Origin of the sequence: Aeromonas sp. Y318-1 (genome assembly GCF_027706125.1) — a bacterium.
Classification (GTDB): domain Bacteria; phylum Pseudomonadota; class Gammaproteobacteria; order Enterobacterales; family Aeromonadaceae; genus Aeromonas; species Aeromonas hydrophila.
In genome coordinates this window covers 372428-397147 of the sequence record NZ_JAPDCM010000004.1, presented here as the reverse complement: position 1 = coordinate 397147, position 24720 = coordinate 372428, and the positions used below count along the sequence as shown (strand labels likewise).

Here is a 24720-nt window from a genome sequence, read left to right as displayed (position 1 = left end):
TGATCTCGCACCTCGATAACTGTACGTAAGATCAGTATAGTTCGTGGTAACTGACTGCTAATCATGGGTAATCAGGTTTGGAAATGGACATCACTGCTCTTCAGTTGCGAGATGAGCTCTCTGTACTCTGGGAACATGTAATGCGGCCTCCTTGGTTTCGTTTGATTGTGCCTGCAAGACCAAACTACCGCGTCCCCCGCGAGATAAATGTGATCCGGCTCCAATTCGGGACCAATGATTTGCTGCATGGGATGGGCGATTTTTAACTGTTTGAATCACAAGCTGATAAGACTTTTATCGGTAAGCAGAGAGTCTGAAAAGTGCCGGATGGATCACAATTGTGACGACCGGATGACAGCTTGTGGCCGCCGGGCGGGCAGCAAAAAGGGGCGCAGGGCCCCTTCTTGGTAACAGGTGCAGCGTTTACTCTTTTTTCTTTTTCTTCTCGGGCAGCGGCTTGCCATCGCGGGCGATCACCTTGCCCACCTCGAAGCCGATCTGCGCCGCCAGCTCTTCCAGATCCGCGGCCTTGGCTTCGTTGCCGATGGCGTACTGGTAGTTGGCGATGGTGATCCGGTCGGCCACCGGGGTACCCGGGACGATGGGCTCACGCCAGCCCTGACCCACATGGGCCACCAGGGTGCCGTTCATGATGAGTTCGCCGACGATCTCCTGGGTGGGGATGCCCTTGCCGTAGGTGAGGCCCTGCGGGTGCTTCTTGCCGACCAGCGGCTCTTGGCTTGCGGGCATCAGCTTGGTGCGGATCAGCCACTTGGGCGATTTGCTCTTGCCCACCGCCTTGCCGGTCTGGTACTCGTTGATCTTGATGGTCTTGATCATCTGGGCCATGAAGTCCTTGGTCAGCGCTTTTTGCGCTTCGCTGGTTTCATCGATGGCGATGGGGGCCACATACCAGGTCTGGGCCGCCTGTGCCTTGGGGGCGGCGGGGGCGGTTTGCGCCATGGCGAGCGGGCTGAGCAGGATGGCCGCCAACAAGAGTCCTATCTTCTTCATTGTGATTCCGCTTATGTTTCAACAAGAATTTTGTTTTGCCAGCGACGACTGCGCCAGCGCCAGAACATGGCCAGACCGCGCACCCACTCGTCGCAGGCGAGCGCCAACCAGATACCGACCAGTCCATAACCCTGCATGATACCAAGGAAATAGGCCAGTGGAACGGCAATCCCCCACATGGAGACGAGCGCCATGTAGAGCGGGAAACGGGCGTCCCCGGTGGCGCGCAGGGCGTTGATCACCACCAGATTGAAGGTTCGGCCGGGTTCCAGAATGAGGCTTATCAAGAACAGCTGCGCCACCTGGGTGATGATGTCGGCATCATCGGTGAACAGGCTGATGATGGTGCGGCCGTTGAGGGCCGCCAGCAAGGCGATGAAGGCGGTGACGACGAGCCCCAGCTTCAGGCTTTTGAGCAACTGGCGGTAGGCCTGCTCGAAGCGGCGGGCCCCTGCCAGATGGCCGATGATGATCTCGTTGCCAAGGCCGATGGAGAGGCCGAACAGCAGGATGAACAGGCAGATCTGGAAGAAGTAGGACTGGGTTGCCAGCGCCTTGTCGCCGAGCAGGCCGACGAAGGCGGTCACCACCATGAACTGCAGCATCCAGGAGAGGTTCTCGCCGGCGGCCGGCAGGCCGATGTGCAGCACCTTGCCCAGCATCAACCGGCTGGGTTTGACGATCTCCGGCAGGCGCAACCGGATGCCGGTCTTGCGCGCCACCAGCCATATCAGCAGTACCACCCCGACGATGCGACCCGCCACCGTGCTGATGGCGACCCCGGCCACCCCGAGCTGGGGCAGGCCGAACCAGCCGTAGAGCAGCAGCAGGTTGCCGACGAAGGTGATGAGGTTGACGATGAGGGTCACGTACATCGCCTGACGGGTGTGGCCGTGGGCGCGCAGGGTGGCGGCCAGGCAGAGCGCCGCCGCTTCCGGCAGCAGGCACAGGCCGATGATCTGCAGGTAGAGGGTGGCATCGCTCATCAGGTTGGCGGGCAGGTTCATCAGCGCCAGCATGGTACTGGCCCCGGCGATGACGCCGACGGCGGCCACCAGCCCTACCAGCAGGTTGAAACCGATGGCGGTGTGGATGACGATGCGGGCCTTCTCCTTGTCACCGGCTCCCAGATACTGGGTGATCACCACGCTGGTGCCGATGCTGACGAAGCTGAACAAGGTGATGGCGAGATCGAACACCTGGTTGCCGACCGCGAGTGCTGCCACCCCCTGATAGGAGACGTGACCCACCATGAAGGTGTTGAGGGCCCCGGTCAGAAAGTGCAGGGCGAGATCGATAAACAGTGGCCAGGTCAGGGAGAAGAGGGTGCCCGGACCTGCGTGGGATTGAGTTTGCATGGGGTGTCCAAATACTGGGGATGGCCCTCGTCAGCGCCATCTGGACGGGCATTTAACACCAAGCGGGTGCGAGGCGCAATCGTGGCGGTGACCAAGAGGGGGAAGAGAGCGGGGGCCCTGCCACCATGGGCAGGGCCCGCTCGGGATCAGGCCGGGGTGGCGCCCGCCTCCTGTTCGCTGGGCAGGGTGAGGCGCGCCGAATCGGGCAGGGCGTCATCCTGGGGCCAGTGGGAGAGGATGGCCTCGGTGGTGCTCTCCACCACCTCGTCATCCTTGAACACCGGCTCGCGGTAGCAGCGGGTCATCCGCAGCGCCTGATACATGTCGGGGCAGAGGATGATCCCCTCGTCGCCGACCCGGATCCCGGCCTGCTTGAGCCACAGGCTCATCTGGCCGTGGCGGCCGGCCATCACCATGTGGATGCCGCGCCGTTTCAGATCCTTGTGCAGCTCCCCCAGCATGCTCATCACGCTGATGTCCTGATGGGTGAAGCAGGCCACCGCATCCACCACCAGGCATTTGGGGCTGTGGGGATCCTGCACCAGCAGCGCCAGCACCCGCCGTTTGAAGTAGGGGGCGTTGAAGTAGGTGAGCGGCGAGTTGAAGCGATAGACCAGGATGCCGGGAATGGCCTTGGCCTGCTCGTTGTCCCCCAGGGTGCGCACCACGCCCTCGTCGTCCATGCCGAGCAGCTGGTCGGTGGGGCGCATCACGTTGCGTAGGAACTGGAACAGCCCCAGCAGCACCGCGAGGGTGATGCCCGGAATGACCCCCATGGCCAGCACGCTGATGAAGGTGATGAGCGCCAGCCAGAAGGCGGAGCGATCGGAGTGGCGCAGGGCCCACAGGCCGCGAAAGTCGGTGAGGGACAAAGAGGCCATCACCAGCACTACACCGAGGGCGGCGGTGGGGATGTATTGCAGCGGCGCCGTCAGGTAGAAGGTGACCAGGGCGATGACGGCGGCGGCGATGATGGAGACCAGCTGGCTCTTGCCGCCGTTGGCGTCGTTGACCGCAGTGCGCGAATCCGCGCCGCTGATGGCAAAGCCCTGGGAGGCCGCCGCCGCCAGGTTGGCCATGCCGAGGGCCCGGAACTCCTTGTCCGCATCGATCTCGTAGCCGTTCTTGGCGGCAAAGCTGCGGGCGGTCAGCATCATGGAGACGAAGCTCACCATGGCCAGGTTGAGCGCCGGCAGCACCAGTTCCCGCATCAGGCCGGGGGGAAACTCCGGCATCTGGAAGGCGGGCAGGCCCGAGCCGATGGCGCCCAGGGTAGCGATGCCGAACTGGCCCAGATCGAGCGCCCACACCAGCCCCGCCGTCACCACCATGGCCACCATGGAGGAGGGCCAGGCCGGCTTGAAGCGCTTGGCCAGCAGCAGGGTGAGCAGGGCGGTCAGGCTCATGGCCAGGGTGGGCAGATGGGTCTGGGTGATGTAGCTGGCACCGCCGGCGATCCGCTCGATGAGGTAGCGTTCGCTGAAGGTGAAGCCGAAGATCTTGGAGAGCTGGCCCACCATGATGGTGATGGCCACCCCGTTGAGCAGCCCCATCAGGATCGGGCGAGAGAGAAAGTCCGCCAGCACTCCCAGCTTGAAGCGGCTGGCGATGAGGCACCAGAAGCCGGTCATGGCGGTCATGGTCATCACCAGTTGCCAGTGGCGGGTGGCATCCCCGGCGGCGAGCGGGGTCACCACGGCGGCGATCACCGCGCAGGTGGCGGCGTCCGGGCCGACGATGAGCTGGCGGGAGGTACCGAACAGGGCGTACACCAGCATGGGCAGGATACAGGAGTAGAGGCCGACCAGCGGCCCCACGCCGGCCAGCTCCGCATAGGCGATGGCCACGGGCAGAGCCACGGCGGCCACCGACAATCCAGCGCGCATATCCGGCATCAGCCAGGCCCGCTGGTATTGCAGCAGGGCGGCGAGGCCCGGTAGCCAGCGTTCGAGTGAGAAGAAGTCGCGCATTATTTAACCCATTGAGTTACAAACAGCTTTTCCTTAGTGTGCCCAAGGTTATCGAAACATTGCAATCAGGTTATGGCCAGTTCACCACCAGGTCAGGCCACAGCCGTTGCCACTCCTTGGCCTTGACCCGCTCGGTAAAGACCCGGCGCTCCTGGCGGCAGCGCGGGTTGGGATCCACCTGCAGGGACCAGTTGGGGGCAAAGCCGTAGGGGGCCAGCCACTCGAATGAATCGTCTGCCAACAGCCGGACTCCGATGCAGGTGGGCACCTCCACCCAGTGGCTGAGGGCCGAGAGCGAGCTGGTGAACGGGGGCACCAGCTGGCGCACATGCATGCGGGCCTGGTTGCGCACCTCCCACTGCTGGCTCGGCATCTTGGCGGCGAGCCAAGCTTCGTGTTCGGCCTCCTGCAATCCAGTGGGGTCAGCACTGTCCAGATAGATAAGGTCGATGTCGTTGAGGGCGGTCGGCACCGCTTTGTGGTGCAGGTGATCCCAGATGAGGTTGCGGATAAAACCGGCCCCCAGCGCCCAGTCGGGCAGTGCCAGTTCACGGGCTGCCCGCAGGCAATCCATGCGCTGATCATCGGCCCGCAACAGGGCTTCGGTCTGTGCCTGCAGGTCGGCTTCCAGGGCGCTCTGGCGAGCGTGCGAGGCTGACGTGCTGTGACGCGTCTGGGGGTCAGCCGGCATTGCGGCGCAACCAGACGTCGATGTAGCTGCAGCTCGGCACTATGGTGAGCCCTTCTGCCTGGGTCCAGCTGTAGAAGGTGCGAGCCAGCTGATCGGCGATCCCCTGCACCCTGAGCTCGGGCGGGACGAAGGTGCTGTAGGCGTCGATGGTCTTGGCGTCTAGCCGCCGGTAACGCAGCCTGGACTCCTTGCCATCCACCACACAGATGAATTGCTGCTGGTTGGCCTGATGAATGATCTCGCTCATGCTTGCTCCTCGGTACGGGGGATGGGGTTATCTGACCATGTTGGCGCCCCTTTGCCAACTGTTCGGGGTCGCTTACACTGCGAGCCCGGCCGGGTACATACCCGCTAGCCAAGGTATAGAACAGTTCACGAAGGATGGATCCCATTATGGCTTTTGCCACGCTGGAAGAGTTGATCGGCAATACCCCCCTGCTGGCGCTGCGTCGCATCAATCCCCACCCCGGTGTCACCCTGCTGGTCAAGCTGGAGGGCAACAACCCGGCCGGCTCGGTCAAGGACAGGCCGGCGCTGAACCTCATCAAGTGCGCGGAGGCGAGCGGTCACTTAGCGCCAGGGGCGCGGCTCATAGAGGCCACCTCCGGCAACACCGGCATCGCGCTGGCCATGGTGGCGGCGGCGCGGGGCTACCGGATGCGGCTCATTATGCCACATACCATGAGCCAGGAGCGGCGCGATGCCATGCAGGCCTATGGCGCCGAGCTGGTGCTGGTGGAGGGCGGCATGGAGGCCGCGCGCGACCTCGCCCTGGCGATGCAGGCACGGGGCGAGGGGCTGGTGCTCGATCAGTTCAACAACCCGGCCAACCCGGATGCCCATTACCTCTCCACCGGCCCCGAGATCTGGCGCCAGAGCGAGGGTGCGGTCACTCACTTCGTCTCGGCCATGGGCACCACGGGGACCATCATGGGGGTCTCCCGCTACCTCAAGGAGCAGAACCCGGTGGTGCAGGTGATCGGCCTGCAACCGGCCGAGGGGAGCCAGATCCCGGGGATCCGGCGCTGGCCTGCGGCCTATCTGCCGGCCATTTTCGAGCCTGCCCGGGTCGATCGGGTGCTGGACGTGACCCAGCAGGAGGCACTCGTCATGATGCGCCGGCTGGCGCGGGAGGAGGGGATCTGCTGCGGGGTCAGCTCGGGGGGCGCCGTGGCCGGCGCGCTGCGGGTGGCGGCAGAGATCAAACAGGGGGTGGTGGTGGCCATCATCTGCGATCGGGGAGATCGCTACCTCTCCACCGGGGTGTTCAGCGACGAGCAGGCGTAAGAGCGCTGCGCCAGCGCGATGATTAACGTGATATGTATCAACAGCTTGCTGATACATTGCACTGTGTACCCCTTGTAACAATCAACACCGTTGGCAGGGTTGATTCCATTTGCCTCCTGTTTGACACTCGGCGCCCTTGGTTGACCGATGCAAACAGGAGCGTCCCATGATCTTGCCTTCCTCTCTTCGTCTTTCTCTGTTTGGCCTCTGTCTGGCCACGGCGGGTTGTACCGTCGAACCCTACGCCTATCAGTGCGGCGACAAACAGTGCTCTGTGATGGATCACCAGGGAAAGAAACACGAGCGGCCGCTGGACGAGGTGAAGCCCGTCTGGGAACGCAATCAGGAGCGGGAAGAGGCCGTGCGCCGCAACAAGGAGTCCATCTGGCGCGAAAAAACGCCCGAGGAGCGCGGCAACTACGGCGCCGGCGCCACCATCAGCTGGTAACAGGAGGCCCCGCGATGCGGGGCCTCTGTCTGATTACTCCCAGGCCAGCTCGAGCAGGCCGAGCAGTTGGGTGCGGTCGGCATCCTTGCGGTTGTAGAGCAGGGCGCCGTCGTTGATGGCGAGATCGCGGATCTCGGGCAGCAGCGCCTTGTCGGTGACGCCAGCCTCGCGCAGGGTGCGCGGCAGCTTCACCGCCTGCCACAGGGTATCGCGCAGCGCCTGCAACGCCTCGATGGCGGCCTGGGCCCGTGCGGCGGCCGGGGTCGCGGCAAAACGCTCGGCCCCCACCAGCGGCAACAGCAGGCGGGCCAGCTCGGGATCGATGCCCGGCCGGTTGTAGTCGAGCACGGTGGGCAGGAAGAGGTTCATGCACAGGCCGTGAGGCAGGTGGCAGCGGGCCCCCAGGCTGTGGCCGAGGGCGTGCACCAGCCCCACCATGGAGTTGGAGAAGGCCATGCCCGCCAGGGTGGAGCCTTCCGCCAGCTGCAGTCGCAGCCGCTTGTCCTGCGGGTTGTTCAGTACCTGTGGCAAGGCGCTGGCGATCTTCTCCACCGCCATCAGGGCCAGGGCGTCGCTGACCGGGTTCTTGGCGTTGCCGATGAAGGCCTCGATGGCGTGGGTCATGGCATCCATGGCGGTGGCGGCGGTGATGTTGAGCGGCAGCCCCTGAGTGAGGCGCGGATCCAGCACCGCCAGCTGGGGCAGCAGGAAGGGGGAGGTAAAGGGCACCTTGCGCCCGCTCGCCTCGTCCTTGATCACCGCTACCAGGGTCACTTCCGAGCCGGTGCCCGCCGTGGTGGGCACCACCGCCAGCGGTTGCAGCGGCCGGGTCAGGCAGCCGGCGCCGGCGTAATCCAGCAGCCGCGTCCCCCCCATGGAGGCGAGGATGTTGACCGCCTTGGCGGTGTCGATGACGGAGCCGCCGCCCAGCGCCACCAGGCTGTCACAGCCAAGCTCTCGGTGACGGGCCGCAATCCGCTCCACCACGGCGGTGGAGGAGTCGGCCGGGATCTCGTCCCAGATGGCGGCCACCGGCAGCTCCCCTTCGGCCAGTACCCCGGCCAGCAGGGTGGCGAGGCCAGTGCCGCTGACCCCCTTGTCGGTGAGCAGCAGCGGCCTGCGCGCCCCCAATCCCGCCAGCTCGCCGGCCAGTTGTTCCAGCGCCTGCTCGCCCGCCATCAGTTTGACCGGGCAGAAAAAATCGTAATAGCGACTCATGGTGCTCATCCTCTCGTTCAGCCGGTCAACAGACCCAGGTAGATGTGGCAGGCCCGGCTCAGCTTGTGGCGCGGGTCAGGATAGCGGCGCAGCAAGGGACGGGCGATGAAGGCCGGCAGGATCAGCGCCTGCAGCTGCTCCAGCGCCCGCACCAGGTGCATGGCGACGGTGAGATCCCCCTCCACCAGCAGACGGTTCTCGCTGAACGCCTGATTGACCCCGAGCCGAAAGCTGAGGGCGCGAAAGGCGATGGCGGGATGTTTGAAGCGCACCCGCAGCGGATGCAGCCCGCCGGTGTCGGGTGCGGGGCCGCTCTGCCAGCGGCCGGCCGCCTTGTGAATGGTCAGGCCGTGGGCCATGCCGCTCACCTCCAGCCGGATGGTGAGCCCGTCCGGCAGGGGGGCGAGCTCCTGGCGCACCGCCTCGTCGATGCGGGCGGCGCGGCACAGGGTGCGGCCGATGATCCAGAGCAGGCAGCTGATCCAGAGGCGGCGACCCAGTGCCACCAGGGAATCAAGGTGTCGGTTGTGCATAGGCGTGAACTCCCGAGATGGCGGACCAGAACAGGGCGAAGGCGCTGGCTTGCCAGTGGCCGTCCCGTCCCAGTTCAGGTTGGTCGACAAACAGCGAGGCGCAGGCCAGGAACTGGCCCTGGCACACCTCCAACATCAGGGCCGGTGGAGCTTGCATCAATTCGCCGCTGGCCTGGCCCTGGGCCAGCAGGCGGGGTAAAAAACGCAGGGTGTCGCTCAGGATCTGGCTGCGCAGCGGGCGAGCCAGCAGGGGGGAGTGAAAGAAGCCCAGCACGAACTTGAGCTCGTGGGGGTGGGCCTGCATCCAGGTCATCGCCTGGCTCCAGTAGTGGCGCGCCTGCTCCTGGAGGGGCAGGGCGGCGTCAGCCTCGGTGATGGCGGCGCCAAGGCGCAGCTTGATGTCCTGGTAGAGGCTCTGGATCAGCACCTCCTTGCTGGGAAAGTGGTGAAACAGGGTGCCGTTGGCCACCCCGGCTGCCTTGGCGATGCGGGCGGTGGCGGCGCCCTGCAAGCCATCTTCGGCGCACAGGGCAAGGGCGGCATCCAGGATCTGGCGGCGCTTGTCGGTCACGGGTGTGTGCATGCTGGTCTCGTCAGCGCAAAAACAGGGCCATCATCAGCCGCTGGTGCCAGCGCCGATAGGGAGGGTGCACCATGGTGCCGGTGCTGAAGCGTCCCCGGCTCAGCACGGTCTTGGCCTTGGAGAAGGTAAGAAACCCCTCGTGGCCGTGGTAGTGACCCATGCCGGAGGCACCGATGCCGCCAAAGGGCACGTCGTCGGCGGCCACCTGGAACAGGCTGTCGTTGATGGCCATGCCGCCGGAGTGGGTCTCCCGGATCACCTTGTGCTGCAGGGCGGGATCCAGGCTCATCAGGTAGAAGGCGAGCGGACGGGGCCGCGCGGCTATGTAGGCGAGCGCCTCGTCCAGCGAGTCATAGGGCACGATCGGCAGCAGCGGGCCGAAGATCTCCTGCTGCATCAGCTGGCAGTGGCTGGGCACTTCGGTCAGCAGATGGGGCAGCAGGCGGTGGGTGCCATCGTCCCGGGCCGGGCTGCCACAGGGGTGGATCTGGGCGCCTGCCCGCTCGGCTTCGGCCAGCCAACTGGTGAGCCGTTCATACTGGCGGCCATTGATGATGGAGCCGTAATCCTGGCTCCCCAGCCCCTGGGGATAGAGGCGGGCGAAGTGATCGCGATAGGCCTCGACAAAAGCCAGCTCCTGACCACGCGGCAGCAGCACATAGTCGGGGGCGACACAGATCTGGCCGGCGTTGAGGCTCTTGCCGAAGATCATCCGCTCCACCGCCAGCGCCAGCGGCATGTCGGGGGCGATGAGGCAGGGACTCTTGCCGCCGAGCTCCAGGGTGAGCGGGGTGAGCTGGGGGGCCGCCGCAGCCATCACCAGCCGGCCCACCGCGGTGGAGCCGGTAAACAGCAGGTGATCGAAGGGCAGGGCACTGAAGGCGGCCGCCACCTGGGCGTCGCCTTCAATCACCATCACCTCGCGCTCGTCGAAGACGCCGTCCAGCAGCTCGCGCAGCACCCGGTTGGTGTGCGGGGTGAATTCGGAGAGCTTCAGCATGGCGCGGTTGCCGGCGGCGATGGCGCTGATGAGGGGGCCGAGGCTCAGCATCACCGGGAAGTTCCAGGGCACTATGATGCCGACCACCCCGAGCGGCTGATAGAACACCTCCACCCGGGCCGGCGCCAGCAGCAGGCCGGTGTGGCGGCGGTGCGGGCGCATCCAGCGCTTGATCCGTTTCTGGGTGTAGTTGATCTGCATGACGCAGGGGAGGATGTCGGCAATCATGCTGTCGTAGTCGCTGCGCTGGCCATAGTCTTTGGCCAGGGCATCGCACAGCGGCTGCTTGTGGGCGATCAGGGCACGCTTGAGCTGGCTGAGGTGGGCTCTGCGCTCGCTCAGACTCGGCATGGGATGTTGCTGACAGGCCTCTCTGAGTCTGGCCAGTCTGGCCGGGAGCGACAACTTGTCGGTGGCCTCCTGCAACTGCATCGCTTCCATGGCATACCCCGCTGGTTAGGGACCGACTGATTGGTCGGTCTAAATCTAGCGTCTTGTTAACTGGCTGTAAAGTTTTGCCCGTTGGCTTAGGATGGGGCGCGGATGACTCACCCGGCGACTGTGCTGGCCTCCACACTTTCGTGGATTTGGGGTTGGTAAATTATCCAATAAGGGGTAGTTTTTGGCTATCAACCGACAAGGAGAGAGTGTTATGACCAGGGAACTGAACAGCTTGTTGGCCCGCCTGGAAGATGTGGTCGAGCGGATGCCGGATTGCTTCAATACCTATGAATTTGCCCAGAAGCTGGCGTTGCAGCATCAGCGCGAGTTTTTTGCCGCGGGTCACTCCCTGGCCGAACAGGAGGGGCGCCTGCTGCGGGTGCTGCACGAGAAGATTGCCGAGGCCCTGGCCGGCAGCGACAAGGTGATCGAAGGGGCGCTGTTGCCCTGCGTGACCCCCTGGGGCGAGCGGGCTACCTCGCCGCGCTGGCATCGCAAGCACTGAGCCAATCGGCTGGATCAACAACAACAGGGCCCATCGCGGGCCCTGTTGTTTTATGACGGTTACTGGGTGAGGCGGCGCGCCTGCCAGTAGCGGCTGTTCCAGTAGACGTTGTCGAGGCGTGAGCGGATCACCCCCTTGCTGGTGGAGGCGTGGATAAACTCCCCGCCGCCGGTGTAGACACCGACGTGGTATTGCTGCCAGCCGGTCTTGAAGAAAACCAGATCGCCGTGCTGCAGCCGGTAGCGATCGACCGGCCGGCCCAGATTGGCCTGGGATTCAGTAGTTCTGGGCAGGTTGAAACCCATCACCTGCTGGTAGGCGAGCTGAGTGAAGGCGGAGCAGTCGAGGCCGGCCCGATCCGAGCCGCCCATGCGATAGGGCACGCCGCGCCACTGCTGATAGAAGCCTTCAAAGGCGCTGCTCTGCTGGCGTGGCGGGGCAGGCTCGGGTGTGCTGGAACAGGCGGCCAGCAACAGGGCCAGCAGGGGTAGCAGCCATTTGCAATCCATGGGGGCTCCTTCGAGACGACAACGTCTCCATCATAAACGGGGTTCGGGGCTCGAACATAGCCTTGCTTGCAAGAAACAGCCTCTGGCTACCTCAAAAGAGGCGAAAATGCAGAGGGTTATAATATTGTTTGTATTCATTTGAATAATATTTGGTGATTATCTTGAATGAGTATTTCAATATTAAAGTAGTTATTCCAATCAGCCCTGTCATGAAATGATAATTAACCTTGTTGACGCCGCCCCGTGATCTGTGTCACGTTCTGTATCAGGGTTAATTCGTTATGATGGCGCCATCAAATAAATGGCAAGGGACCCCGCCATTTTCACCGCCAATATGATGGCAGCACCACAAGATATCTCTGGGTATATTCCCGCAACTGGTTCACATAATAATATTCGGCCAATGACTGGCGTCGGCTGACAATATCACCAGACAGAGGAGGGCCATCCCATGATATCCGGTCCATAGCAGTGAGTGTTCCCTCGCACCAGAGAGCCTGCGGCATCAGGCTGTCGCACCATCGTTCAGGCCGATGGGCGCTACTGCCAAGCCAATGGGCACAGTGCGAGATGCAAGGCGCAGTCAGGCGACCTTGAGGGAAGATTGCCATCAGCGCGCGACTCCCGTGTAATAGCATTGGCGCATGCCGAATCATCCACCTTAGATCGCATCGCGGTCCTTGTTCTGTCAACAATAAATGCATTCGCCGCCACGCTGTTAATTTACGGCGAGAATAATGAATGTCATGACAGGCAAGCAGAATAACGCCCCGAAATATAACCGTGAATAATATGGTTATGCCGTATTCGTTCATTGTTTAAATAGCTTGGCGTGATTCGACAAGGAGATAACAATGAAAAACAAAAAACCACGCAAATTCATCACGCAAGCCCCCACTCTCAGTTTGCTCGCGCTGGCCTTGTTGGCAGGCAGCGTGCAAGCCGAAGATATTGGCGAACGTACCGACCAGGGCACCGCCATGCTGGCCAGCCTGCAATCCGAACAGGGTCTGATCTACCTCAATGCCGACGTCTGGCTGAAGGGGCAGGAGGCGACGCCGCTCATGACCCGGGATCAGCTGCGCGAGCGGGTGCTGGCACGGGGCGAGCGTCTGTTCATCGATTTCAGCGCCGTCACCGACAAGAATGAGCGACAGCAGGCCAGAAAGGCCATGGAGCAGCTGGCCGGCATCTCTTTTGATGCAGACTGGGTGCTGGTGTCCGGCTACAAGGGGGAGCTGCTGTTCACCCCGCTGGGAGGCGTCGATGACCCGGCCTTCTATCAGGTGATGGAGCGGGTCGAGAGCCTGGAAGGGCAGGGCAAGCGCCACAAGCGCTCGCTGACCCAGCCGCCCGCCGCCGAGGCCGGCTTGCCCCACGTGGCCTTCTACCTCAACGTCAACCGCAAGATCAGCGATGCCGAGTGTACCTTCCCGCGCTCGCGCACCTGGAGCCGGGGCGATCGGCTGTTCTGCGATTCGCCGAACATCTCGCTGGTCTACCGGGTCAACCTGGAGCGCTCCCTGCAATTTGGCAACACCGGCTCCGCCACGCCGGATGCCAAGATAGTGCGGATCTCGCTGGACGAAGAGTCGGCCGGTGCCGGCATCCAGCTCAACGAGGATCTGAGCTGGAGCGAGAACATCGCGGACTACCTGCTGCTGGACGGCTGGGCCCGCGACTATGCCACCGATGCCATCGCCCAGGATTACCGCTTCAGCATCGAGGCGTCCAACACCAAGGCGGCGGTGCTCAAGAGCCTGCCGACCAACCTCAACAGCAAGTACGAGCATCGCGAGATCTCGGGCTTCGAGGTGGGGGTCACCGGCGGGGTCGAGGTGAACAAGGATGGGCCCAAGGCCAAGCTGGAGGCGTCGGCCAAGTTCAGCCAGCAGCGCCAGCTCGCCTACAACACCCAGGATTACCGGGTCGAACGCTCGGCGCCGAGCGCCCAGAAGGTGAGTTTCAGCTGGGTGCGCGATCAATACGCGACTGCGGAGTCCCTGCTCTCCTCCAAGACGGCCACCGTCTGGGGCATGGGGTACGATGTGGATCACAACCGCATCCAGCCGCTCAGCTACAAGGGGTTCGTGCCGAATCTGGATGTCATCTACAAGGCGGCACCGGACGAGACGGGCAGCACCGAGTTCAAGATCGACTCTTCGGTCAACATCCGTCCCATCTACACCGGCATCTACAAGCACTACTACGTGGTGGGGGCCCATGTCTCCTTCCAGGGCTTCGAAGATACCGACAAGCGCAGACGGGTGACGGCGTCCACCAGCTTCAAGGTGGACTGGAACCACCCGGTGTTTACCGGCGGTCGCCCGGTCAACCTGCAGCTGGGGGGCTTTGACAATCGCTGCCTGAGCGCGGATGCCAACCATGGTCTGAGCGCGGTGACCTGTGACGAGACCTCGGCCGCCCAGTCCTTCATCTATGACCAGTACGGCCGCTATGTCAGCGCGCAGGATACCCGCCGCTGCCTGGATGGCAACAACCTCGGCCAGTTGCAGAGCTGCAGCCTGAGCCTGGGTCAGCGCTGGGAGTGGAAAGCGGACAGCGATGCGCTCAGCAACCTGAGTGCCCATCAGCTGCTGGGTCATGACAAGCAGAGTGGGGCGCTGGGGCTCTACGACGAGAACGGCAATCCGCAGAATGTGAGCGTACGGACCCTGACCTCCTACACCCGTATCTTCGGGCCACCGGCCAGTCACTGACAGAGCAGGGCCTTGCGCCCAAGACAACAACGCCGGCAAGTGCCGGCGTTTTTTATGGAGGAGGGATCAGGCCTTGTTTTCGATGAGCGGGGCGAGCAGCTCCGCCAGCTTGTAGAAGGTCTGCACCCGGGTGGTGCTGGGGCGCCACACCAGCCCTATCTCGCGATAGGGGTGCTCTCCCGGCAGCGGGATGGCCACCAGATCCGTGTTGTCGAGGATGCCGGCATCGATGGCCATCTGCGGCAGGAAGGTGGTGCCGAGCCCGGCGCCGACCATCTGCACCAGGGTGTGCAGGCTGGTGGCAGCAAACGGGTTGATCTTGCTCTTGTCCCGCAGCCGGCAGGCGCTCACCGCGTGTTCGGTGAGGCAGTGTTCCCGCTCCAGCAGGAAGATGCTCTGGTTGGGCAGCTCCTTGTAGTCGAACGGGGTGTGCAGGCTGGCCGCCATGCTGGCGGGCATCACCATGTGGAAGGGATCCTGGCCGACCGTCTTGCAGTGAAAGCCGCCGATCTCCACCGGCAGCGCCAGGATCAGCAGGTCGAGCTGACCCTGCTCCAGCTGCTTGAGCAGGTTGGTGGTGGTGTCTTCACGCAGCAACAATTCCAGCTCAGGATAGGTCTTGCCGCACACCTGCAGCAGCTTGCTGAGCAGGAAGGGGGCGATGGTGGGAATGCAGCCCAGGCGTACCGTGCCGTGCATGACCCCCCCTTGATGCTGGCCGAGTTCCATCAGATCCCGCGCATCGGAGAGCAAATTGCGAGCTCGCTCGACGATTTCCATGCCGACCGGGGTCATAATGAAGCTCTTGTGGTCCCGTTCCACCAGTTGCAGGTTCATCATGTCCTCCAGCGTCTGGATCCCGGTACTCAGGGTCGACTGGCTGACATGACAGGCCTTGGCGGCGCGGTTGAAGTTCTTGTGCTCGTCGAGAGCAACCAGATATTGCAGCTGTTTCAGGCTGGGCCAACGTTGCATAGGAAAACCCGATTAATGCTATCTATTTAATTTGATTTAACTAATCTACCATCGGGGCTATAGTTTGTCGCTTTAATTAGACGGACTTGGCTCTAGGTAGCCTGATCCTGACAGGATTGTTCACTTCACATAAAGAGGAATTGAATATGGTATTGGTAGGCCGTCCCGCACCCGATTTCACCGCTGCTGCCGTTCTGGGCAATGGCCAGATCGTTGACTCCTTCAACCTGGCATCCCACATCAAGGGCAAGGCAGCCGTCCTGTTCTTCTATCCGCTCGATTTCACCTTCGTCTGCCCGTCCGAGCTGATTGCCTTCGATCACCGTCTGGAAGAGTTCAACAAGCGTGGCGTGGAAGTGATCGGTGTCTCCATCGATTCCGAGTTCTCCCACAACGCCTGGCGCAACACCAAGATCGAAGACGGCGGCATCGGCCCGGTCAAGTACCCGCTGGTTGCCGACATCAAGCACGAGATCTGCAAAGCCTATGACGTCGAGCACCCGGAAGCCGGTGTTGCATTCCGCGGCTCCTTCCTGATCGACAAGAACGGTGTCGTTCGTCATCAGGTTGTCAACGATCTGCCGCTGGGCCGCAACATCGACGAGATGCTGCGCATGGTCGACGCCCTGCAGTTCCACGAAGAGCACGGCGAAGTGTGCCCAGCTCAGTGGGAGAAAGGCAAAAAAGGCATGACCGCCTCTCCGGACGGCGTTGCCAAGTACCTGTCCGAGAACGCTGCTTCCCTGTAATCGGGTCAGCAATCCGGATAGTGAAAAACCGATGCCCAGGCATCGGTTTTTTTATGGCCGTTGTTTGGCTGTCTGGTTCAGTAGCATTGCTCAGCTGGATTGTGGTTGCCGGCTACGTGCCGACAAACGGCAGGCATAAAAAAGCGCGCCCTTTGGCGCGCTTTTGTCTGGATGGCCGGACTACTCGTCAAAGATACCGAAGTGATCTTTGGCGAAGTTGACCCGCTGCTCCACGTTCATTTTCACCTGGCCCAGCTTCTCGATGGTCTTGAGGTTGGGCACCAGACCGCGGCCGTTGGCGATCTGGATGGCAAGACCCGGGCGAGCGTTGAGCTCCAGCAGCATGGGGCCGCGGAACTTGTCCAGCACCATGTCGGTCCCGATATAGCCCAGGCCCGACATCTCGTAGCAGGAGGCCGCCAGGGTCAGCAGAGTGTCCCAGTGGGGCACCTTGAGCTCATAGAGATCGAGGCCGGTGTCCGGGTGGTGGCGCAGCGGATTGCCGAACTGCACCGCCCGCAGCGCACGGCCGGTACGCAGGCACAGACCCACCCCCACGGCGCCCTGGTGCAGGTTCGCCTTGCCGTCGGATGCGGCGGTGGAGAGGCGCATCATGGCCATCACCGGGAAGCCCTTGAAGATGATCACCCGGGCATCGGGGACCCCTTCGAACGAGTAGCCGTCGAACACGTCATCGAAGTTGATGAGGCCTTCCACCAGCGCCACGTCGGGCTTGCCGCCCAGCGAATAGAGCCCGGCCAGGATGTTGGAGACATGGCGCTCCAGATCCTGCCCGTTGGAGGCGCTGCCATTGGGCTTGTAGAACAGGCCTTCTTCCTGGCGCAGGATCACCAGGATCCCCTTGCCGCCGGAGCCGCGTGCCGGCTTGATGCAGAAGCCCGGCCAATCCTTCACCAGCTCGGTGATGCGGCTCACGTCGTGCTGGGCACGAATGGTACCGATCAGTTCCGGTACCGTGACGCCGGCATCCAGCGCGATGCGCTTGGTCTGCAGCTTGTCATCCACCAGCGGATAGAGGCTGCGCGGATTGTAGCGGCTGATGTAGGAGTGGTTGCGCTTGTTCATGCCGAGGATGCCTGATTGGGACAGGCTCCACGGGGTGGTGTACTTTTCCCAGAACCACATCTGTTACTTGTCCTTACCCGGAGTGGCACCCGATTTGATCTCGTCCACCAGCGGCTTGAAGCGCTTGAGTTCGCTCAGCTTGTAGCCGGTGTAGTTACCCATCAACAGCACGGTCGCCATCAGCACCAGCTGCAGGCCGAGGAAGTTGAAGGTGAGGTGACGGATCAGCTCGTTATCCATGGCCAGATAGGCGATGACGGCCACCAGCAGAGAGCCGCCACCCTGGCGGAACACCTCTTTCGGACCCTCTTCTTCCCACAGGATGGACATCCGCTCGATGGTCCAGGAGAGGATGATCATCGGGAAGAAGGTGATCTTCATGCCGTCAGTCAGCCCCAGCTTGAAGGCAAAGGCGGAGAAGATACCGATCATCGAGATCACCATGATGATGATGGCCGATATTCGGGCGACCAGCAGCAGGTTGAGCCGCGACAGGTAGGAGCGGATCACCAGACCGGTGCCGACGATCAACAGGAAACCGATGAGACCGGTGACCAGCGAGGTCTGGATGAAGGCAACCGCAATCAGCACCGGCATGAAGGTGCCCGAGGTCTTGATCCCCACCAGTACCCGCAGGAACACCACCATCAGCACGCCGATGGGGATCAGCAGCAAGCCCTTGAACAGGGTCTGCTCTTCCAGCGGCAGGCTGTGGATGGAGAAGTTCATCATCTCCGATTTTTCAAACTTCTGGGCCAGCGCCACGCTGACCGGCTGCTCTTGCTCGATCATCGAGAAGCTGACGCGGGAGTTGTGGCCACCGGTCACGTCCAGCAGGGCGCCGGAGTTGTATTCCCACAGCAGCAGGTTGGCAGGGCGACCCTGTTCACCGGTCTGCGGGTTGAACAGCTTGTAGTCGGTCGGGCTGTTGAACACTTGCAGGTAATCCACCAGCTCCTGACGACGGCGGCCATCTTCCAGGCTCAGCGCGTGCACGACACGGGTCGGCACGTCGGCGTTGTTGAGCAGCTCGGCGATCAGGTTGGCGCGGCTCTTGTGCTTCTTCAGCAGCTCGGCGTTCTGCTCCTGCTTCTCGATCTCCTTGATGATTTCGCGAGTCAGGGTGTAGCCGTCGGCGGAGCGCTCCTGGGCACGTTCCAGGATCTGCTTCATGGCGGTGGCGTAGGGCTCGCTCTCGATCTGCTTCTCGATGGCTGGCGGCAGCGGGTTGGCGGCCGGTTTGGCATGGGCATCGGCCATCATGTCGACGCGGTAGTAGAGCTCCTGACGACCGGAGGCGCTGCGAATGGACCACTCGGCGCGGGCATCGCCATCCTTCTCGACGAAGGAGAGGCCGTAGCCGGGGCTCGCGGCGTTCTCGTTCATCAGGGTGAAACCGGGCTGGGTGCCCGGAATGGCCAGGGAGGCGATCACCGGCTCGCCGGTGGCCTCGAACTCCAGCTTGGCTTCGATGGACCAGATCTGGCGTTTTTCACCCGGCGTGAGCGGTACGTCCAGCGCGATGTGGTGATAGAACGTCATCCCCAGGCCGACAATGTACAGCAGGGCTACCAGCAAATAGAACGGCTTACGGGAAACCATGGATTATTTCACATCCTTGAGCTTGGGTTTGGGTTGGATATATTCGCGGGCCACATCAACCACGGCGATGTCTTTCAAAAACTCACGGCCGAGCAGCACGGGGAAGGCCATGTCGCTGCGGTCCTTCAGGGTAAATTCGGCCTTCTCGGTCATGTCACCGATGCGTACCGCAAGGCGCACCACCGGACGGCGGTCGAGATCGTCGGCGGAGGCCTGACGCACCCGCACGTGGCGCACCAGCGGCGCTTCAATCTGGATCTTGTCGTCCATCTCCTGATGGCTCAGGAAGAAGCGCACCCAGTTCTTGCCGTTGCGCTCGAAGATGGTGATGTCCTGGGCGCTGATGGAGGAGGTGGTGGCACCGGTATCGACCCGCGCCTGGAAGGCGTCGTTGGCCGCGTCAACCCAGATCCACTCCGCCTCGCCGACCAGCAGCTTGCCGTCGACGGTGTGACCCTGGCTGGGGGCCTGGCACTTCTCGGTCGGGATCGCCATGGGCTTGGGCGGCTCGGGCGGCAGGGATTCGAGCTTGCTGCCGACTTTGTTCACGGACTCTTTCATGTTGTTGACATCAGTGTTGAGCTGAACCAGCAGGTGCTGTTGCTGCACATACTGCTTCTGTTGCTGTTCCATGGATGTTTGCAGGCGCTGCTCGCTCAGATTGATCTCGTTGCGAAGCTCGGCCAGCGTCAAGGTAGGTACCGGGGGCGCTTTCTCCATACTGACACACCCGCCGAGACTGAGCAGGGAGAGCAGGGTCATTCCTTTTAATTTGCTTTTCATGTCATTCATTTAACTGTGCTTCCTGGAATTGGGTCAGTGTAACTTCCACAGCCGCCATCGGCTAGTCTTTGGCCTTTCTGGCAATCAGTACGGCACGTTTCGGTGCCGGGTGTCCTTCTACCGTGAGTGCGGGATTGGTTGGATCCAGATAATCACTCAGGGATTCATTAATCATCCAGTCGGTACGACGCTGTTCGTCGGTGCTGGTCATATTCTCGTCGACAATCCGCACATCGGTAAATCCACAGCGCTCGACCCACAGCTTGAGGGCCGCGCTGGAGGGGATGAACCAGACGTTGCGCATCTTGCCGTAGCGATCGGTGGGCACCAGCACGTCGTTGACGTCGCCGTCGATCACCAGGGTCTCCAGCACCAGCTCGCCGTCGTCTTTCAACTGGTTGCGCAGCTGTTCGATGTGCTCGATGGGAGACTTGCGGTGATAGAGCACCCCCATGGAGAAGACGGTGTCAAACGCCCGCAGCTCCGGCAGCTCCTGAATGCCGAGCGGCAGCAGGTGGGCGCGCTGGTCGTTGCCGGCGAAGTGGCGGATGGCCTCGAACTGGCAGAGGAACAGCGGGCTCGGGTCGATGCCGACCGCAAGCCGAGCTCCTTCGCCCACCATGCGCCAGAGGTGGTAACCGCTGCCGCAGCCCACGTCCAGCACGTAGCGGCCGGCAAGCGGGCTGATGTGGGGCAGCACTCGATCCCACTTCCAGTCAGAGCGCCATTCGGTGTCGATGTGGATGCCGTGCACCGTGAACGGCCCCTTGCGCCAGGGCATGAAGTGGCGCAGCAGGCTCTCCACCTTCTTGCGCTCCCCTTCGCCGAGGCTCTCGGCCGAGCCGATTTCGACCCGGCTGTGCAGCTCGATGTGGCCGGGGGCCACCTGCGGTAGCTTGTTGAGGGCGCGGTTCCAGCGCGGCAGATCGCCGTGCTGGTTGTCGTGCTGCCAGGCGTGCAACTGGGCGGGCAGGGTATGCAGCCAGTGGCTCAGCCGATTCTTGGCGATCAGCTGATAGAAGTTGGCAAAGTCGATCATGGCTGGGCAGGCTCGCTCGATTTGATGGCAATCATGGAGCCGAAGTTGAAGCACTGGAACCAGAGATCCTGATGGACGAAGCCGGCCTCCCGCAGGCGGGCCTGATGCACCGGCAGGCTGTCGGTGCGCATCACGTTTTCAAGGGCGGTGCGCTTCTGGCTGATCTCCAGCTCGCTGTAGCCGTTGGCGCGTTTGAAGTCGAGGTGCAGGTCGATGAGCAGCTCGTTGACCGGCGCATCCTCGAAGCGGAACTTTTCGCTCAGGATCAGGATCCCGCCCGGGCACAGCCCATCAAAGATGCGCTGGATCAGGGCGGCCCGCTTCTCGGGCTCGACGAACTGCAGGGTGAAGTTGAGCACCACCACGGAGGCGTTCTCGATGGCGATGTCGCAGATGTCCGCCTCCACCAGCTCCACCGGCACCTCGGACTTGAAGCCAGAGAGGTGGGCGCGGGCGCGCTCGATCATGGGGTGGGAGAGATCCACCGCCGTGATGTGGCAACCGGGCTGGGTGACGTGGCGACGCATCGCCTGGGTGGCGGCGCCGAGCGAGCAGCCGAGGTCGTAGAGCCGGCTCTGTGGCTGGGCGTAACGGGCGGCCATCATGCCGATGGCGGAGATGATGTTGCTGTAACCCGGCACCGAGCGCTGGATCATGTCGGGGAAGACATCGACGACCTGTTCGTCAAAGCAAAAATCCCCCAATCGAGCGATAGGGGCGGCAAAAATCTGATCTTTGGTATGCATGCTGGCGCAACCTGACAGCCGGTGCGCGAACCGACTGTTTTGTTCAATTGAATCGTTGGGTGACACCGGTCCGGGCCGGGTCGTCACCGGTTCACGAACGGGGTGGCGGGCCTTGAGATCCATCGGGCCGGTTCCGTTCGCAATGGACCATCATCCTGGTCCTTTCTGAGGGCGGCACCATCTGCGGCAACGAGTTGCAGCACACTGGCGTCAGGGCCCTGTTTATGGCGCCGGACGCCTGCCTGCATCGGATTGTGCTGGGCTGGCGGTCCGGGTCCTTACTTGGGGCGCTAGTGTAGAGGAAAGGTCGGCGTTTGTCTTGACGCCAAGCCCCGTCCAGCCACAAAAAAACGGCTTTTTTTCGCGGCGGGGAAGACGGGGTGAGGCGGCTGACTAAAAGGGCAGCACGCCCTGCTGCGCGCGATCGTTTTCCCCCGGCCAGGGGGCCATCTCTTCCCCCAGCAGGCGGGCAACCTGACGGGCCAGCTCGGGGGACTGGGCGTTGTCGGCCGTATGTATAAAGAGGTAGAGATCTTTGTCCTCCGCCAGCCACTGGCGCCAGTGGGGAAGCCAGCCTGGCAGGAAGGGGTGGTTGGCGGCCGGATCCGGCAGGCCGATGAGCCGCACCACGGGAGCATTGGCGGTGGCCAGCAGGTGTACTGGCAGCCTCGGCTTCTTGCCCTGGGCATCGATCATGGCTGCCGTGGTGGCTGGCACCGAGAACAGCGGCCGGCTGTCGAGCATGATGCGGTTGATGCCCTTCTCCATCAGCAGCCGGTTCAACTGCCGCTCCGCTTCGCCCTTGGCGAAGAAATCGGGGTGGCGCACCTCGAGGGCATAGCGAAACGCCGGTGGCAGCCGCTCGAAAAAGGCCGCCAGACGGGGCAACCCCTGTGGGCCGAAGCGGGCGGGCAGCTGCAGCTTGAGCAGCCCCAGCTTGTCGTGCAAGGGCTCCAGCAGGCGGATGAAGTCGCTCACTTGCTTGTCGGCGCTCACCAGATTGCTCTGGTGGCTGATGGTTTGCGGAAACTTGAAGCTGAAGCGAAAGTGGGCAGGCACCGCATCGGCCCAGCGCCGGACCGTGTCGGGGGTCGGCGAGGCGTAGAAGGTGGTATTGCCTTCCACCGTGTTGAATACCCGGGCATAGTGGGCGAGGTGCTCGGCGGGCTTGGCGCCCACGCCCAGCAAGTGACCTGGCCAGGCCGGGTGAGACCATTGTGGCAGGCCCAAAAAGAGGCTCATGAGGGATCCTGTCTGCGGGTTTATCTCGTTTTATCCCCCTTTTTTGCCCCGGGATGTAAAAAACAGGGCAAAGGAGGCTGCTGGCCATTTTACCCAAATGGGGGTTTTCCTCTATAATGCCAGCCCTTTTGTTTGCCAATTTGTTGTGACTCACGCCGCTGTACGCATATTGTGACGACGGCAGCGGCCATGATGCGGCCAAACAACAATCGCTTGCCGATGCCCTCCGCCCGACACCCCGGCCGCTTGCCAGCCGCCTCTGGTCGAGCCGATATCGGCGGCAGGTGTCCGATCCCGGCGGTCGGACGGTACGAGACAGATTTCAAACCGGGCAAGAACAGGATCTGGCCAGCTGTGAGACAGACGGTGCTTGCCAGTCGTGCCCGGCGACCCAGGTTAACCGTCTCTCTACAAATTCGAAGGAAGAAGTCCATGCGCTCTATCTATTGCGGACAGGTCAATGAGGCCCATGCAGGGCAGACCATTACATTGTGCGGTTGGGTCCATCGTCGTCGCGATCTGGGCGGCCTCATCTTTATCGACATGCGCGACCGGGAAGGGATCGTGCAGGTGTTCTTCGATCCGGACAAGCCGGACGCCTTTGCCCTGGCCTCCGAACTGCGCGGCGAATTCTGCATTCAGGTCTCCGGCGTGGTGCGCACGCGTCCCGACTCCCAGCGCAACAGCGACATGGCCACCGGTGCCATCGAGGTGTTTGCCCACGAGCTGACCATCATCAACCGTGCCGAGCCGCTGCCGCTGGACTTCAACCAGGTCAACAGCGAAGAGGTGAGCCTCAAGTATCGCTACCTGGACCTGCGTCGCCCCGAGATGGCCAAGTACCTGAAGACCCGCGCCAAGGCCAGTGCCTTCGTGCGCCGCTTCATGGACGAGCACGGCTTCCTCGACATCGAGACCCCGATGCTGACCAAGGCCACCCCGGAAGGGGCTCGTGACTACCTGGTGCCGAGCCGCGTGCACAAGGGCAAGTTCTACGCCCTGCCGCAATCCCCGCAGCTGTTCAAGCAGTTGCTGATGATGTCCGGCTTCGACCGCTACTACCAGATCGTCAAGTGCTTCCGCGACGAAGACCTGCGTGCCGACCGCCAGCCGGAATTCACCCAGATCGACGTGGAGACCTCCTTCATGACCGCACCCCAGGTGCGTGAAATCATGGAAGAGATGATCCGCAAACTGTGGCTGCACATCCTGAACGTGGATCTGGGCGACTTCCCGATCATGACCTTCGACGAAGCCATGCGTCGTTACGGCTCCGACAAGCCGGACCTGCGTCTGCCGATGGAGCTGGTCGATGTGGCTGATCTGCTGACTACGGTCGAGTTCGCCGTGTTTGCCGGCCCCGCCAACGATCCGAAAGGCCGCGTGGCTGCCCTGAAAGTACCGGGCGGCGCCGAGCTCTCTCGCAAGCAGATCGACGAGTACACCAAGTTCGTCGGCATCTATGGTGCCAAGGGCCTGGCCTGGATGAAGGTCAACGAAGCGGCCAACGGCATCGAAGGCGTGCAGTCTCCGGTTGCCAAGTTCCTCTCCGACGCCATCGTGCGCGAGATCCTGGCCCGCACCGGCGCAGCCGACGGCGACATCATCTTCTTCGGCGCCGACTCCAAGAAAGTGGTGTGCGATGCCATGGGCGCCCTGCGCCTGAAAGTGGGCCGCGATCTGGGCCTGCTGGAGAACAGCTGGAAGCCGCTGTGGGTCATCGACTTCCCGATGTTCGAAGAAGATGGCGAAGGCGGTCTGGCTGCCATGCACCACCCGTTCACCGCGCCGAGCGGCCTGAGCCCGGAGCAGCTGAAAGCCAACCCGGTAGGCGCTTACGCCAACGCCTACGACATGGTGATCAACGGCTACGAAGTGGGTGGCGGCTCTGTCCGTATCCACAACAGCGAGATGCAGGCCACCGTGTTCGACATCCTGGGGATTACCCCGGCCGAGCAGCGCCTGAAGTTCGGCTTCCTGCTGGACGCCCTGAAGTACGGTACCCCGCCGCACGCCGGCCTGGCCTTCGGCCTGGACCGTCTGAGCATGCTGCTGACCGGTACTGAAAACATCCGGGACGTGATTGCCTTCCCGAAAACCACGGCGGCCGCCTGTCTGATGACAGACGCCCCCAGCTTTGCCAACGCCGCCCAACTGGGCGAGCTGGCGATTGCGACCACCGTCAAGGGTGATGAATAAGCCGTTACCGGCAGCAAAGGCC

At 62.7% G+C, this 24720-nt stretch carries 23 protein-coding genes; 6 read left to right on the top strand and 17 right to left on the bottom strand.

What is annotated here, in order from left to right:
* Positions 1–423 precede the first annotated feature (423 nt).
* The 5 genes from OKB87_RS08810 to OKB87_RS08790 form a co-directional block, all read right to left on the bottom strand.
* Positions 424–1014, bottom strand: coding sequence for a hypothetical protein (locus OKB87_RS08810; RefSeq protein ID WP_270827170.1), 591 nt, complete (start codon positions 1012–1014; stop codon positions 424–426).
* Positions 1015–1025: 11 nt separating this feature from the next.
* Complete coding sequence (locus tag OKB87_RS08805; RefSeq protein ID WP_270827169.1) at positions 1026–2372, bottom strand: MATE family efflux transporter; 1347 nt, start codon at positions 2370–2372, stop codon at positions 1026–1028.
* A gap of 146 nt (positions 2373–2518) precedes the next feature.
* The gene (locus tag OKB87_RS08800; RefSeq protein WP_024943826.1) at positions 2519–4342 is read right to left on the bottom strand and encodes a SulP family inorganic anion transporter; all 1824 of its coding nucleotides are present in this window, start codon (positions 4340–4342) and stop codon (positions 2519–2521) included.
* A 70-nt stretch (positions 4343–4412) separates the two neighbouring features.
* The gene (locus tag OKB87_RS08795; RefSeq protein ID WP_270827168.1) at positions 4413–5033 is read right to left on the bottom strand and encodes a nucleotidyltransferase family protein; all 621 of its coding nucleotides are present in this window, start codon (positions 5031–5033) and stop codon (positions 4413–4415) included.
* A complete protein-coding gene (locus OKB87_RS08790; RefSeq protein WP_011705401.1) occupies positions 5023–5280 on the bottom strand; it encodes a GNAT family N-acetyltransferase in 258 nt (85 codons plus the stop codon). The genes OKB87_RS08795 and OKB87_RS08790 overlap by 11 nt, the downstream gene beginning before the upstream one ends.
* Positions 5281–5414: 134 nt before the next feature.
* Between OKB87_RS08790 and cysM the strand changes: the two genes are divergently transcribed.
* Both cysM and OKB87_RS08780 read left to right on the top strand, forming a co-directional pair.
* Positions 5415–6320 carry a cysteine synthase CysM gene (gene cysM, locus OKB87_RS08785; RefSeq protein WP_270827167.1) on the top strand — a complete coding sequence of 302 codons (906 nt, stop codon included), beginning with the start codon at positions 5415–5417 and terminating at the stop codon, positions 6318–6320.
* Positions 6321–6486: 166 nt separating this feature from the next.
* Positions 6487–6768 (top strand): hypothetical protein, encoded by a 282-nt coding sequence (locus tag OKB87_RS08780; protein WP_270827166.1) that lies wholly within the window; start codon positions 6487–6489, stop codon positions 6766–6768.
* A gap of 33 nt (positions 6769–6801) precedes the next feature.
* Here the strand turns inward: OKB87_RS08780 and OKB87_RS08775 are convergent, their stop codons facing one another.
* The 4 genes from OKB87_RS08775 to OKB87_RS08760 are packed head-to-tail and all read right to left on the bottom strand — an operon-like array spanning position 6802 to position 10543.
* Positions 6802–7986, bottom strand: a complete 1185-nt coding sequence (locus OKB87_RS08775; RefSeq protein ID WP_044799643.1) for an iron-containing alcohol dehydrogenase — start codon at positions 7984–7986, stop codon at positions 6802–6804.
* A gap of 17 nt (positions 7987–8003) precedes the next feature.
* Positions 8004–8519 carry an SCP2 sterol-binding domain-containing protein gene (locus OKB87_RS08770; protein WP_101148738.1) on the bottom strand — a complete coding sequence of 172 codons (516 nt, stop codon included), beginning with the start codon at positions 8517–8519 and terminating at the stop codon, positions 8004–8006.
* Positions 8500–9102 carry a TetR/AcrR family transcriptional regulator gene (locus OKB87_RS08765; RefSeq protein ID WP_270827164.1) on the bottom strand — a complete coding sequence of 201 codons (603 nt, stop codon included), beginning with the start codon at positions 9100–9102 and terminating at the stop codon, positions 8500–8502. Before OKB87_RS08765 ends, OKB87_RS08770 begins: the two co-directional genes overlap by 20 nt.
* A 10-nt stretch (positions 9103–9112) precedes the next feature.
* Complete coding sequence (locus OKB87_RS08760) at positions 9113–10543, bottom strand: coniferyl aldehyde dehydrogenase (RefSeq protein WP_270827163.1); 1431 nt, start codon at positions 10541–10543, stop codon at positions 9113–9115.
* Positions 10544–10754: 211 nt separating this feature from the next.
* Between OKB87_RS08760 and OKB87_RS08755 the strand changes: the two genes are divergently transcribed.
* Positions 10755–11048 carry a hypothetical protein gene (locus OKB87_RS08755; protein ID WP_005299095.1) on the top strand — a complete coding sequence of 98 codons (294 nt, stop codon included), beginning with the start codon at positions 10755–10757 and terminating at the stop codon, positions 11046–11048.
* A 59-nt stretch (positions 11049–11107) separates the two neighbouring features.
* Here OKB87_RS08755 and OKB87_RS08750 read toward each other — a convergent pair whose 3' ends face one another.
* A complete protein-coding gene (locus tag OKB87_RS08750) occupies positions 11108–11557 on the bottom strand; it encodes a C40 family peptidase (RefSeq protein ID WP_011705408.1) in 450 nt (149 codons plus the stop codon).
* Positions 11558–12411: 854 nt separating this feature from the next.
* Here OKB87_RS08750 and ahh1 point away from each other — a divergent pair.
* Positions 12412–14277 (top strand): hemolysin Ahh1, encoded by a 1866-nt coding sequence (ahh1, locus tag OKB87_RS08745; RefSeq protein WP_270827162.1) that lies wholly within the window; start codon positions 12412–12414, stop codon positions 14275–14277.
* Between the two features lie 66 nt (positions 14278–14343).
* Here ahh1 and OKB87_RS08740 read toward each other — a convergent pair whose 3' ends face one another.
* Positions 14344–15252, bottom strand: coding sequence for a hydrogen peroxide-inducible genes activator (locus tag OKB87_RS08740; protein ID WP_011705410.1), 909 nt, complete (start codon positions 15250–15252; stop codon positions 14344–14346).
* A gap of 146 nt (positions 15253–15398) precedes the next feature.
* Here OKB87_RS08740 and OKB87_RS08735 point away from each other — a divergent pair, with 146 nt between their 5' ends.
* Complete coding sequence (locus OKB87_RS08735; protein ID WP_005299113.1) at positions 15399–16001, top strand: peroxiredoxin C; 603 nt, start codon at positions 15399–15401, stop codon at positions 15999–16001.
* 180 nt (positions 16002–16181) lie between these two features.
* Here OKB87_RS08735 and OKB87_RS08730 read toward each other — a convergent pair whose 3' ends face one another.
* The 6 genes from OKB87_RS08730 to OKB87_RS08705 all read right to left on the bottom strand — a co-directional run bounded on the left by OKB87_RS08730 (position 16182) and on the right by OKB87_RS08705 (position 22499).
* Positions 16182–17147: an alpha-L-glutamate ligase-like protein gene (locus OKB87_RS08730; RefSeq protein WP_011705412.1), complete on the bottom strand. Its 966-nt coding sequence runs from the start codon at positions 17145–17147 to the stop codon at positions 16182–16184.
* Positions 17148–17150: 3 nt separating this feature from the next.
* Positions 17151–18689 carry an inactive transglutaminase family protein gene (locus tag OKB87_RS08725; RefSeq protein ID WP_011705413.1) on the bottom strand — a complete coding sequence of 513 codons (1539 nt, stop codon included), beginning with the start codon at positions 18687–18689 and terminating at the stop codon, positions 17151–17153.
* A 3-nt stretch (positions 18690–18692) separates the two neighbouring features.
* Positions 18693–19481, bottom strand: coding sequence for an ATP-dependent zinc protease family protein (locus tag OKB87_RS08720; RefSeq protein ID WP_039213166.1), 789 nt, complete (start codon positions 19479–19481; stop codon positions 18693–18695).
* Between the two features lie 52 nt (positions 19482–19533).
* A complete protein-coding gene (cmoB, locus tag OKB87_RS08715; RefSeq protein ID WP_270827161.1) occupies positions 19534–20511 on the bottom strand; it encodes a tRNA 5-methoxyuridine(34)/uridine 5-oxyacetic acid(34) synthase CmoB in 978 nt (325 codons plus the stop codon).
* A complete protein-coding gene (cmoA, locus tag OKB87_RS08710; RefSeq protein WP_270827160.1) occupies positions 20508–21257 on the bottom strand; it encodes a carboxy-S-adenosyl-L-methionine synthase CmoA in 750 nt (249 codons plus the stop codon). The genes cmoB and cmoA overlap by 4 nt, the downstream gene beginning before the upstream one ends.
* Positions 21258–21650: 393 nt before the next feature.
* On the bottom strand, positions 21651–22499 hold the full coding sequence (locus tag OKB87_RS08705) for a DUF72 domain-containing protein (RefSeq protein WP_270827159.1): 849 nt from the start codon (positions 22497–22499) through the stop codon (positions 21651–21653).
* 432 nt (positions 22500–22931) lie between these two features.
* On the opposite strand from OKB87_RS08705, the gene aspS reads away from it, so the two are divergent.
* Positions 22932–24698, top strand: a complete 1767-nt coding sequence (aspS, locus tag OKB87_RS08700) for an aspartate--tRNA ligase (protein ID WP_211067287.1) — start codon at positions 22932–22934, stop codon at positions 24696–24698.
* Positions 24699–24720: the final 22 nt, after the last annotated feature.

What these genes read in the sequence shown, in the direction of transcription:
- OKB87_RS08725 (WP_011705413.1), bottom strand. Translation starts at nt 18,689, where the DNA reads ATGGTTTCCCGTAAGCCGTTCTATTTGCTGGTAGCCCTGCTGTACATT.
- OKB87_RS08810 (WP_270827170.1), bottom strand. Translation starts at nt 1,014, where the DNA reads ATGAAGAAGATAGGACTCTTGTTGGCGGCCATCCTGCTCAGCCCGCTC.
- OKB87_RS08720 (WP_039213166.1), bottom strand. Translation starts at nt 19,481, where the DNA reads ATGAATGACATGAAAAGCAAATTAAAAGGAATGACCCTGCTCTCCCTG.
- OKB87_RS08750 (WP_011705408.1), bottom strand. Translation starts at nt 11,557, where the DNA reads ATGGATTGCAAATGGCTGCTACCCCTGCTGGCCCTGTTGCTGGCCGCC.
- OKB87_RS08730 (WP_011705412.1), bottom strand. Translation starts at nt 17,147, where the DNA reads ATGTGGTTCTGGGAAAAGTACACCACCCCGTGGAGCCTGTCCCAATCA.
- OKB87_RS08755 (WP_005299095.1), top strand. Translation starts at nt 10,755, where the DNA reads ATGACCAGGGAACTGAACAGCTTGTTGGCCCGCCTGGAAGATGTGGTC.
- OKB87_RS08775 (WP_044799643.1), bottom strand. Translation starts at nt 7,986, where the DNA reads ATGAGTCGCTATTACGATTTTTTCTGCCCGGTCAAACTGATGGCGGGC.
- ahh1 (WP_270827162.1), top strand. Translation starts at nt 12,412, where the DNA reads ATGAAAAACAAAAAACCACGCAAATTCATCACGCAAGCCCCCACTCTC.
- cmoB (WP_270827161.1), bottom strand. Translation starts at nt 20,511, where the DNA reads ATGATCGACTTTGCCAACTTCTATCAGCTGATCGCCAAGAATCGGCTG.
- aspS (WP_211067287.1), top strand. Translation starts at nt 22,932, where the DNA reads ATGCGCTCTATCTATTGCGGACAGGTCAATGAGGCCCATGCAGGGCAG.
- OKB87_RS08795 (WP_270827168.1), bottom strand. Translation starts at nt 5,033, where the DNA reads ATGCCGGCTGACCCCCAGACGCGTCACAGCACGTCAGCCTCGCACGCT.
- OKB87_RS08770 (WP_101148738.1), bottom strand. Translation starts at nt 8,519, where the DNA reads ATGCACAACCGACACCTTGATTCCCTGGTGGCACTGGGTCGCCGCCTC.
- OKB87_RS08800 (WP_024943826.1), bottom strand. Translation starts at nt 4,342, where the DNA reads ATGCGCGACTTCTTCTCACTCGAACGCTGGCTACCGGGCCTCGCCGCC.
- OKB87_RS08805 (WP_270827169.1), bottom strand. Translation starts at nt 2,372, where the DNA reads ATGCAAACTCAATCCCACGCAGGTCCGGGCACCCTCTTCTCCCTGACC.
- OKB87_RS08735 (WP_005299113.1), top strand. Translation starts at nt 15,399, where the DNA reads ATGGTATTGGTAGGCCGTCCCGCACCCGATTTCACCGCTGCTGCCGTT.
- OKB87_RS08705 (WP_270827159.1), bottom strand. Translation starts at nt 22,499, where the DNA reads ATGAGCCTCTTTTTGGGCCTGCCACAATGGTCTCACCCGGCCTGGCCA.
- OKB87_RS08765 (WP_270827164.1), bottom strand. Translation starts at nt 9,102, where the DNA reads ATGCACACACCCGTGACCGACAAGCGCCGCCAGATCCTGGATGCCGCC.
- cysM (WP_270827167.1), top strand. Translation starts at nt 5,415, where the DNA reads ATGGATCCCATTATGGCTTTTGCCACGCTGGAAGAGTTGATCGGCAAT.
- OKB87_RS08780 (WP_270827166.1), top strand. Translation starts at nt 6,487, where the DNA reads ATGATCTTGCCTTCCTCTCTTCGTCTTTCTCTGTTTGGCCTCTGTCTG.
- OKB87_RS08760 (WP_270827163.1), bottom strand. Translation starts at nt 10,543, where the DNA reads ATGGAAGCGATGCAGTTGCAGGAGGCCACCGACAAGTTGTCGCTCCCG.
- cmoA (WP_270827160.1), bottom strand. Translation starts at nt 21,257, where the DNA reads ATGCATACCAAAGATCAGATTTTTGCCGCCCCTATCGCTCGATTGGGG.
- OKB87_RS08790 (WP_011705401.1), bottom strand. Translation starts at nt 5,280, where the DNA reads ATGAGCGAGATCATTCATCAGGCCAACCAGCAGCAATTCATCTGTGTG.
- OKB87_RS08740 (WP_011705410.1), bottom strand. Translation starts at nt 15,252, where the DNA reads ATGCAACGTTGGCCCAGCCTGAAACAGCTGCAATATCTGGTTGCTCTC.